This is a genomic window from Paenibacillus marinisediminis, from assembly GCF_054343325.1.
This window is the reverse complement of record NZ_JBTGUH010000019.1, coordinates 53313-61348: the sequence shown is the minus strand read 5'-3', so window position 1 is coordinate 61348 and position 8036 is coordinate 53313. Positions and strand designations below refer to the sequence as shown.

Here is an 8036-nt window from a genome sequence, read left to right as displayed (position 1 = left end):
GAATCCCCCATGCGGGAGTCTCGCCTATCCGGTATTAGCTCACGTTTCCGTGGGTTATCCCAGTCTTACAGGCAGGTTACCTACGTATTACTCACCCGTCCGCCGCTAACCATCAGAGGTGCAAGCACCTCATCAAGTTCGCTCGACTTGCATGTATTAGGCACGCCGCCAGCGTTCGTCCTGAGCCAGGATCAAACTCTCCATAAAAGTGTTTGACTTGCTCATTTGTATTGCTGACGAGTTTAACTCGTTTATATCTAACATTCGCTCGTTGTTCAGTTTTCAAAGAACAATTGTAGCTCGACAACCCTTAAGTTATCTTCGCTTTCTTGCGCCGTTTCGTTCAGCGGCGACTTTTATAATATATCATATTCGATCGTTTTGAGTCAAGCTTTTTTTTCGAAGTTTTTATCTTCTTTTGTCGAATCATGTATGTGAACGACCGCTTGCTCTGTCTCAATCATTTGCCCTTTCTGAAGGGCGAACTCTAATTTATCATATGCTCTGCACTTAAGTCAACACTTAATTTCAAAAAATAAAACCGTATCCTAACCGATACGGCTTCTATTACTTATTCCTCTTATCTATCTTTCGAGAGCAACCTCTCGTTCGTCATTCCATCGATACACTGGAACTAATCCAACTGCGTCCCATGGCGGTTCCGGCAGCGTGAAGGAGCTCTGGACAAACCCTCTTAGAAGCAGCTTCTCCATAACCATCGGCAAGTGAGTCGCGACTGCATGCAGCTCCTCATGGCGCTGAAGCTCATGCATCGTAAATCCATCCTTGGATTCACGAAGCACACGAATCAGCGGAGCCAATCTGGAATTCAGCTTATTCGTCATAGAGAACTCACATGCGAGAAGCGCAAGCTCTACCCGTTGCGATATGGTCTCGCGGCTGTTTATAAGCTCTTCATACAGCTTATAAACGCCTGGATTAGCAAATCTGACTTGGTGCCATATCAAGTCATGCCCGAATCCACCGCTCTCCAGCACCGATACACGCGCCCACTCTGTGAGAGCAGCCGTGACATATTGATAGGCATCTAGTTCCTGTCCATCCATCAGGCTTTGCTTCGCTCTCATATAAGCATCAATATATGCAGCAAATGATCGGAATAGCAGCTGTTCAACCTGCGTCTCACTGTTCTCAGAAAGTGTCTGTTTCAAATGAAACAGTCTTCCATCTCGGTCGAACTCAATTTTTCCTAATGAAATTAAGCGTTTAATGTCGTAGTATTCCACACCAGTCACCTCCAAAAGCTCGCGAATCGGAACGCGATCGATGACAATGCGCATCTCCTTATCATTCTCAATAATCATCGGAACGCTGCCTTTACCCTCTGCTTCGATGTCATCTGTAAGAACGATAAGATAAAGATGCCAATCAATAAACGGCCTCAAGTTCATATCCACTGATTCTCGAGCCACTGAAACTATACCTGTGATCAATACATCATCAGTTAACTGCTTAAACAGCAATTCCGGCCCTGTATTTCCCATTTTCACGATTACCCCACGCTTTTTGGCTTTCTTTTACATCTACTCATAGTTTATAATTCTACATAGATCGTTTCTTTCCTTCTATTTCGATAAACATTACATACTAGATAGGAGAAACTAATGATGAGCAAACAATCGGAGCCAGCAGTCCGCCTGCATCGCATCTTTAGATCAAGCAAAATTAACGAGTTTCGCTTGTGGGGACTTGTTCTTACCATGGCAGGCATGGGTTTAATGATTCTAGGAACATCGGGAATTGTCATGTGGGGGATATCAGCTCGGCCAATAGCAGCTATCTTCATGGCCATTGGCATGATCGTTCTTCTCGGCAGCGTCGGCATCTACTTCTGGGCGGGTATGCTCTCGACAAGCGCACTCATGCTCCAATGTCCGGAATGCGGTCGCCAGACGAAGATCCTGGGCAGAACAGACCGCTGCATGTTTTGTCGTACCGTGTTGACGCTTGACCCTAATCAAGCTAACGAGAATCCAAACTTCGACAGCGACGGTAACCTGATCCCTAATAAGCCCGCCGTTCAAGCCGTCCATTCAAAACCGTCATCTGATACAAAAGCATAATGCCCGCAACAAAAAAAATCCCTCCAGCCGCCATATAAGGCAGTTTGGAGGGATTATTTTATCTGTTATTCATATTTCAGCATCTTCCACAATTCTTCATCGCCGAAGGAACGCGCCCATACGGCAACTCCACCCAACTTCATGTCCTGAGCCATCTGAATACGAGAATTAATTGATGTTGTATCCTCGATCCAAACCCGCTGCTTCTGTCCATCTTTAGAAACCTCAGCATAATGCTGTCCTGTTTCTTCCGACATAACTGGCTCGACATTATTTTCAGCAATCCACTTTTTCATCGACTCCATGCCGATAGTTTTGGAGCTTACTTTTGTTTCTCCATTTTCCACCGTTTCGGTCCAGATACGAGTATAGAGCGGCATCCCAAGCACCAGCTTGTTCGCAGGCACATCATCTTCTTCCATTATTCGTCTAACAGCCTGCTCAGCCCACGGCAGCGAGGAAACAGAACCTGCCTCAGGACTTGTTGCCCAATGCTCATCATAAGCCATAACCATCATATAATCGACGGAACGGCCAAGCGCTTCGCGATCCAGGAACATGGACCATTTTCCGCTGCTGGATTTGGCAGTGACATCAATCGAGACGACAAGTCCATTGCGATGGAACTGCGGCGTCAACTCACGCACAAACTGTGTAAGCTTGTCTCTGTCCTCAACGTTTACATTTTCATAATCGATATTAATTCCGTCGAGATTGTACTGCTCCATATACTGAAGCAACTGATTAATCGTCTTGCTGCGTCGTTCATATGTTGATAAAGCCGCTGTCGTTCGCTCAGGTTCAAAGCTATTGCTGTATAGCCCCCATACAAACTTATCCTGCGCATGCGCCCATTTCACCAGCTTCTCGTCAACTTTGGAACTAACATTGCCTTCATCATCTGCTAGACTAAACCAAGTAGGGCTAATGACGTTTACTCCAGGCATATCCGGAAGATCCTCTGTGTTCGGATTCTTACTATATACAGCTTCCCACGCTAGAGTTACAGGTGTATTCTCTTGGACAAATGCAGGCTTCTCCAGCTTCTCAGCTTGCGGCATTTTCCAGGTTGTAGTTACCTCGATCTCAGATGAAGGAATATAGCCAATCAACCCTTCGTCTTCCTGGATTCGATACCATCCGTCTTGTTCTCCCCACAGCGTCACTTTCGTACCTGCTGCAATCTCCTTCACAATAGGCGACTTCTTATTGGGCTCTTGCCTCATTGCGTACTGTTTATCTGCTTTAACAGATGACACAATCTGTCCGTACTGCAATTCTTCTCCCGGAAGCACTAGCTGAACGACTCCGCTTGCTGGGTATTCGATTGTCTTAACGACGCCAAGCTCCTCCAGCACAACACTCGGCACATAAATATCGCCATTCACATTCTGAGCTGGCAGCTTCCAATCTTTCACTTTCCCATCAAGTGTCCCTTCGGAACTGTTCAGCGGCACAGTCGCGACATGAGTATCATCTGTCAATATAACTAAATTGGATTCTGATTCATATATAGCTTGCGGCATAATTCGCTCTTGTAGTGCGGATAATGGTATTAACAGTGATCTGCCGCTTCCAGCCGCGCTATATGTGGTCATTTCACCATTCCAAGAAATCGGTTGTTTGACCGAAGTATCTGGTGCCGCATACTCGAAGTTAGGCATCCACTCTTTCCATCCTTGCCAAGCCGCAACCGTTAGCAGGCATACCCCAAGAAGAATAAGCAGGTAGCCGCGTTTCCGTGAACGCTTCAAACCTTTATTCGACTTCGATCTGCGTTTCTTATCTCTCCCGTGCTTCATGTCATCCTCCTTATTGTCAGGTTCTATCTATTATCGTTTATTGATAGTATCCATACATACCAAGCGAATTACATGAAAAAACGCGCAGCTCACCGCTGCGCGTCCAGTTTCATTAATGAATGACCTGCATGCTGTCTTATTTAGCACACTCCTGACATACTCCATAGACTTCCATTCGATGACCGTGAATATGGTAACCTGTACGTTCAGCTGCCTTCTGCTCGATTTCGCCTAATGCAGGCATTGAGAAGTCTGCAATCTTCCCGCACTTTTCACATATCGCATGGTAATGATCCGACACATTCGCATCAAAACGGCTGGAACTGTCTCCGTATGTCAACTCATGAACTAAACCTGCTTCGATAAACATCTTCAGGTTGTTGTACACAGTAGCAACACTCATGCTTGGAAACTTAGGCTCCAATGCTCGATATATCTCATCTGCAGTCGGATGGGTCATGGATTCCATCAGGTATGCTAATATAGCATGACGCTGCGGTGTGATACGTACGCCGGACATCTTCAGATGTTCCAATGCATGTTGTACCCGAGTCGTCATCCTGACCACCACCTTTATCAATATTATTTCTTAACGTCGGGTAACGTCATTACATTATAACAATTCTCAGGAAATAATTCCTTTACGTCCATTGTACGTCTGTCTTTTAAATTTTGTCAATGTAAACTTCAATAATTGTATTTTTAACTCATCAGGAACGAGAATGGAATGTTATATCCCCATTAGCATCAACATTCAATTCATAAAGACCAGTGCCGAGTACGCCGTTCATAGTGTATTCGCCTATCTCTAATGGGAATGTACTGGTGATTTCCCCGAAGGAATTGCGAGCGTGAACACGTGCATTGATGTCATCTGGAAGCTGGATGGCAACATCACCCGCCAAGGCTGATACGTTCCAGTTGCCTGCCATAATCGTTGAATCACAATCAATGTCTCCATTTAACGACTCCATAGTTACTTCGCTATTAGCTTCATGGAGTGTCAGATCGCCGCTCTTCGTCGACATTTGTACTAAACCAGTGATCTCAGAAGCTGAGATGTCTCCATTTGACGTTGTGAATACGCCGTTTCCTTGAACTCGCTTCATCTCGATATCTCCATCATATGTTTCGAGCTTCGTTGAGCCTTTGACATCAGTTCCTTTGATGTCGCCTTTTGAGGTCTGCGCCTTAACGTCGCCGTGCAGCTCCTGGATGTTGATATCACCATCACTCACCTTAATGTCGATCGGAACAGATAAGTGAGCAGGCACTATAACTTGAATATCAACTCTTATCTTCTCATTCTGCTTAAGCAGTCGATCAAGTCCTTCAGCTTTCACTGTCCACTGATTTGACTCGGCATTCTTAACTACGCGAAGCTCAATCTGATCTGCTAACTGTTGACCACTATCCTTGGACTTATCATACACCGTGACAAGGCTAGTAAGCTCCAATTGCTGCACATTGCCGCTCTTTACATATATATCTCCTTGAGAATGACTTATGTTCAAAGCCGATATATCCGAGGTCATCTGCTCCGTTACAAGAGGACGTTCATACTGGACTCCATCCAGCAGAACCATCTGTTTCATCATCGAGAAATCAAACTGAACACTACGCAGCCAGTCAATAAACATATTAGGTTGTGCTGCTGTAAATACGAATGCTGAGATAAACACAGCCGCAAACATACCGATTACATCAAGCTTCCATTTGCGTCCCGACTTGATCAAGCTAAACCAAATGACCTCCAGTCCCCAGCTGATGAGAACAAGAGGCCACCAAGACAATAGAAGGGTTATATAATTCGTGTGCAGAAACTGATCAAGCAGCAATAGCACACCTACACTTACGAGAAGCAACGCCGCAGTGATACGCCCTACTTTTATCATAGGCACACGTCCCTTCTTATTGATCAAGGTTTCTTGCGCGACTCTTTAAAGAGAACGAACAGCCCGCCGATGATTAGCAGCAGCGCTCCTAGAAATGAGCCTGCATCATTAAACAACCAGCGCAGCCAACTCGGATCAAAAGCAAACAAGAGCAGCATAATACCGATCAGGACAAGGAGTATACCGAGCCATGGTCCTTGTCTAACTGTGCCTGTCGTTCCATACAGCGTCTGCGTGTTCACTTTATCCGTATGCTGCATCGTATCGAATAAGTTGAAGAAATAAATGACCGGCATCAATAAGGAGAGCAGGACGATCAAAGGTACATTAGCCCCCATATTGGAAGTGAAATAAACAATTGCAACGATATCCAGCGCTAAGAGCATCATCATCAACAGCCCGCGCTGCATTAATCCAAGATAAAAATGACCGAGGCCTGGAAATAGCGCTGACAGCATAACCGCAACGAACTTGCTCTTGCGCGGAGGCTTCTGATTCATAAAAGGCGGTTCTTGAACATGATAATACGGCGCATTCGGGTCACCTTGCCAGTTCGGATTGCGTCGTGAATCACGCTGCATGCGCTCCAATTCTCTAAGACGTTCATTCATAAATGGATCGTTCTTATCGTCTGAACTAGAGAATGATCGATAATCGTTCATTTGTGCTCGCCCCTCCTCCACAAATAATATAGTTTCGCTCAAAATATTGCTGCGTCAAGTGTTCCTGCCCATATGCCTAACAACCACTCCGACTCAGCTCAGATCCGCAGTCTGCATCCATGCTCGCTTAAACAACGATTTCGCACGATATAAACGAGTTTCAACTGTCCGAACCGGCATAGCCATTTGCTCCGCGATCTCTGCGTACGAGCGCTCTCGCATATGGTACAGCACCATAATCGAACGATATTTGAGCGGTAATTGATTCAACGTATCCTGCACTTGCTGGCATTGTTCATGCTGAATCGCGCATTCTTCAGGCAGATCGCACCAGTGAGAAACACTTGTCTCAGGCATAAAGTCCGTTACATCGCGGTTGCTCAGATCAACTTGGAGATTAGGCTTCCATTTTCGAATAGAGTCAATGAGTTGATTCCGAGTCAATCGGTACAGCCAAGTTGTAAACTTAGCTTCTCCGCGATACGTATGCAAGGAACGATATACTTTCAACCACACATCCTGTGCAATATCTTCCGCCAGATACTTATCTGTCACAGAACGACAAATACAAGTTAACACAAAATGTCGGTGTCTTTCCACCAATTCGTGAAAAGCATCTTCATTTCCTTGTTGAAATTCGATTACCAAGCTTTGATCCGTTTTCCGAGAACTTATATATACACTATTGTGTTTCACATTCATTGCATCCTTTCCATGACCTATCTATGGTGTCTAATCCGTGCTTTCCTATTGGATAGTCTTATTGTACGGCGGAAAGAAGATGCAAAGAAACCTTCCTGAGTCTAGGAAGGTTTCACAGACTTTAGTCTAGGTGCAGCTGGACTTTATTCTACTATGACCATGCTGATTCCCTTCAATCGTTCCAACTCATCTACTAATGTAAACACTTCCATGCTCTTCGGCAAAATTAACGTCATCTTGACTTCTCTGATCGAATGCGCATCACCATAGTCATGTTCAACGATCTTGTGGAACATCGTCATCTTCTTGACGGCTATCCCATTTAGTTGCATGCAGGTATTGATGTTCTGAATAACGTTAGAGGAGTCGTCCGTTTCCAGCGTTAACATCTTCAGCTTCTTCCCGTTGAAGTAACGCTTCTCCAGCTTACTGAACACAAACAAGTTAACAAGCACTAAAATAGTCGTAATAATAGCAGCATAATAGAATCCTGCACCCACTGCGAGCCCGATGGCAGCAACTACCCATAATGAAGCTGCGGTAGTCAAGCCGGCGATCGATTTACCTGTGAAAATGATAGTTCCCGCACCCAGAAAGCCGATACCTGTAATGACCGCGGTAGCAAGTCGCGCTGGATCTACTCGTACGTTGCCTTCGGATACGAATTGAGAAAAGCCGTATATGGATAGCAGCATAATTAAGGCTGATCCCAGGCAAACCAGAATATGCGTACGGAGACCCGCGGGATGATTCGCCTGTTCCCGCTCCAAGCCAACAAGACCTCCCAGCAGCATAGCTAATAAAAGTCTAAGCGTAAGCGTAACGTTGTCAATAACCCATGGATTTACTGCAGCCTCTGAAACCATAGCACTTCCGGAACCTCCCCCTATA

General features: G+C 45.3%; 8 protein-coding genes and 1 rRNA gene. 1 reads left to right on the top strand and 8 read right to left on the bottom strand.

What is annotated here, in order from left to right; translation table 11 throughout:
* Positions 1-207, bottom strand: a 16S ribosomal RNA gene (locus ACXX53_RS22615); the annotation flags it as partial.
* A 377-nt stretch (positions 208-584) separates the two neighbouring features.
* Entirely contained in the window at positions 585-1505 is a 921-nt protein-coding gene (locus ACXX53_RS22610) for a hypothetical protein (RefSeq protein WP_458570958.1), read from the bottom strand.
* Between the two features lie 123 nt (positions 1506-1628).
* On the opposite strand from ACXX53_RS22610, the gene ACXX53_RS22605 reads away from it, so the two are divergent.
* Positions 1629-2084: a YgzB family protein gene (locus tag ACXX53_RS22605; protein ID WP_458570957.1), complete on the top strand. Its 456-nt coding sequence runs from the start codon at positions 1629-1631 to the stop codon at positions 2082-2084.
* Positions 2085-2149: 65 nt separating this feature from the next.
* Here the strand turns inward: ACXX53_RS22605 and ACXX53_RS22600 are convergent, their stop codons facing one another.
* The 6 genes from ACXX53_RS22600 to ACXX53_RS22575 form a co-directional block, all read right to left on the bottom strand.
* The gene (locus ACXX53_RS22600; RefSeq protein ID WP_458570956.1) at positions 2150-3886 is read right to left on the bottom strand and encodes a glycosyl hydrolase family 18 protein; all 1737 of its coding nucleotides are present in this window, start codon (positions 3884-3886) and stop codon (positions 2150-2152) included.
* 136 nt (positions 3887-4022) lie between these two features.
* Positions 4023-4445, bottom strand: coding sequence for a peroxide-responsive transcriptional repressor PerR (perR, locus tag ACXX53_RS22595; protein WP_458570955.1), 423 nt, complete (start codon positions 4443-4445; stop codon positions 4023-4025).
* Positions 4446-4596: 151 nt separating this feature from the next.
* A complete protein-coding gene (locus ACXX53_RS22590) occupies positions 4597-5781 on the bottom strand; it encodes a DUF4097 family beta strand repeat-containing protein (protein WP_458570954.1) in 1185 nt (394 codons plus the stop codon).
* 23 nt (positions 5782-5804) lie between these two features.
* Positions 5805-6443, bottom strand: coding sequence for a hypothetical protein (locus ACXX53_RS22585; RefSeq protein ID WP_458570953.1), 639 nt, complete (start codon positions 6441-6443; stop codon positions 5805-5807).
* Between the two features lie 93 nt (positions 6444-6536).
* Positions 6537-7145: an RNA polymerase sigma factor gene (locus ACXX53_RS22580; protein WP_458570952.1), complete on the bottom strand. Its 609-nt coding sequence runs from the start codon at positions 7143-7145 to the stop codon at positions 6537-6539.
* Between the two features lie 143 nt (positions 7146-7288).
* Positions 7289-8011, bottom strand: coding sequence for an MgtC/SapB family protein (locus ACXX53_RS22575; RefSeq protein ID WP_458570951.1), 723 nt, complete (start codon positions 8009-8011; stop codon positions 7289-7291).
* Positions 8012-8036: the final 25 nt, after the last annotated feature.

Excerpts from the sequence above, each read along its gene's own strand:
- ACXX53_RS22610 (WP_458570958.1), bottom strand. The coding sequence starts at position 1,505 with ATGGGAAATACAGGGCCGGAATTGCTGTTTAAGCAGTTAACTGATGAT.
- ACXX53_RS22605 (WP_458570957.1), top strand. The coding sequence starts at position 1,629 with ATGAGCAAACAATCGGAGCCAGCAGTCCGCCTGCATCGCATCTTTAGA.
- ACXX53_RS22600 (WP_458570956.1), bottom strand. The coding sequence starts at position 3,886 with ATGAAGCACGGGAGAGATAAGAAACGCAGATCGAAGTCGAATAAAGGT.
- perR (WP_458570955.1), bottom strand. The coding sequence starts at position 4,445 with ATGACGACTCGGGTACAACATGCATTGGAACATCTGAAGATGTCCGGC.
- ACXX53_RS22590 (WP_458570954.1), bottom strand. The coding sequence starts at position 5,781 with ATGATAAAAGTAGGGCGTATCACTGCGGCGTTGCTTCTCGTAAGTGTA.
- ACXX53_RS22585 (WP_458570953.1), bottom strand. The coding sequence starts at position 6,443 with ATGAACGATTATCGATCATTCTCTAGTTCAGACGATAAGAACGATCCA.
- ACXX53_RS22580 (WP_458570952.1), bottom strand. The coding sequence starts at position 7,145 with ATGAATGTGAAACACAATAGTGTATATATAAGTTCTCGGAAAACGGAT.
- ACXX53_RS22575 (WP_458570951.1), bottom strand. The coding sequence starts at position 8,011 with ATGGTTTCAGAGGCTGCAGTAAATCCATGGGTTATTGACAACGTTACG.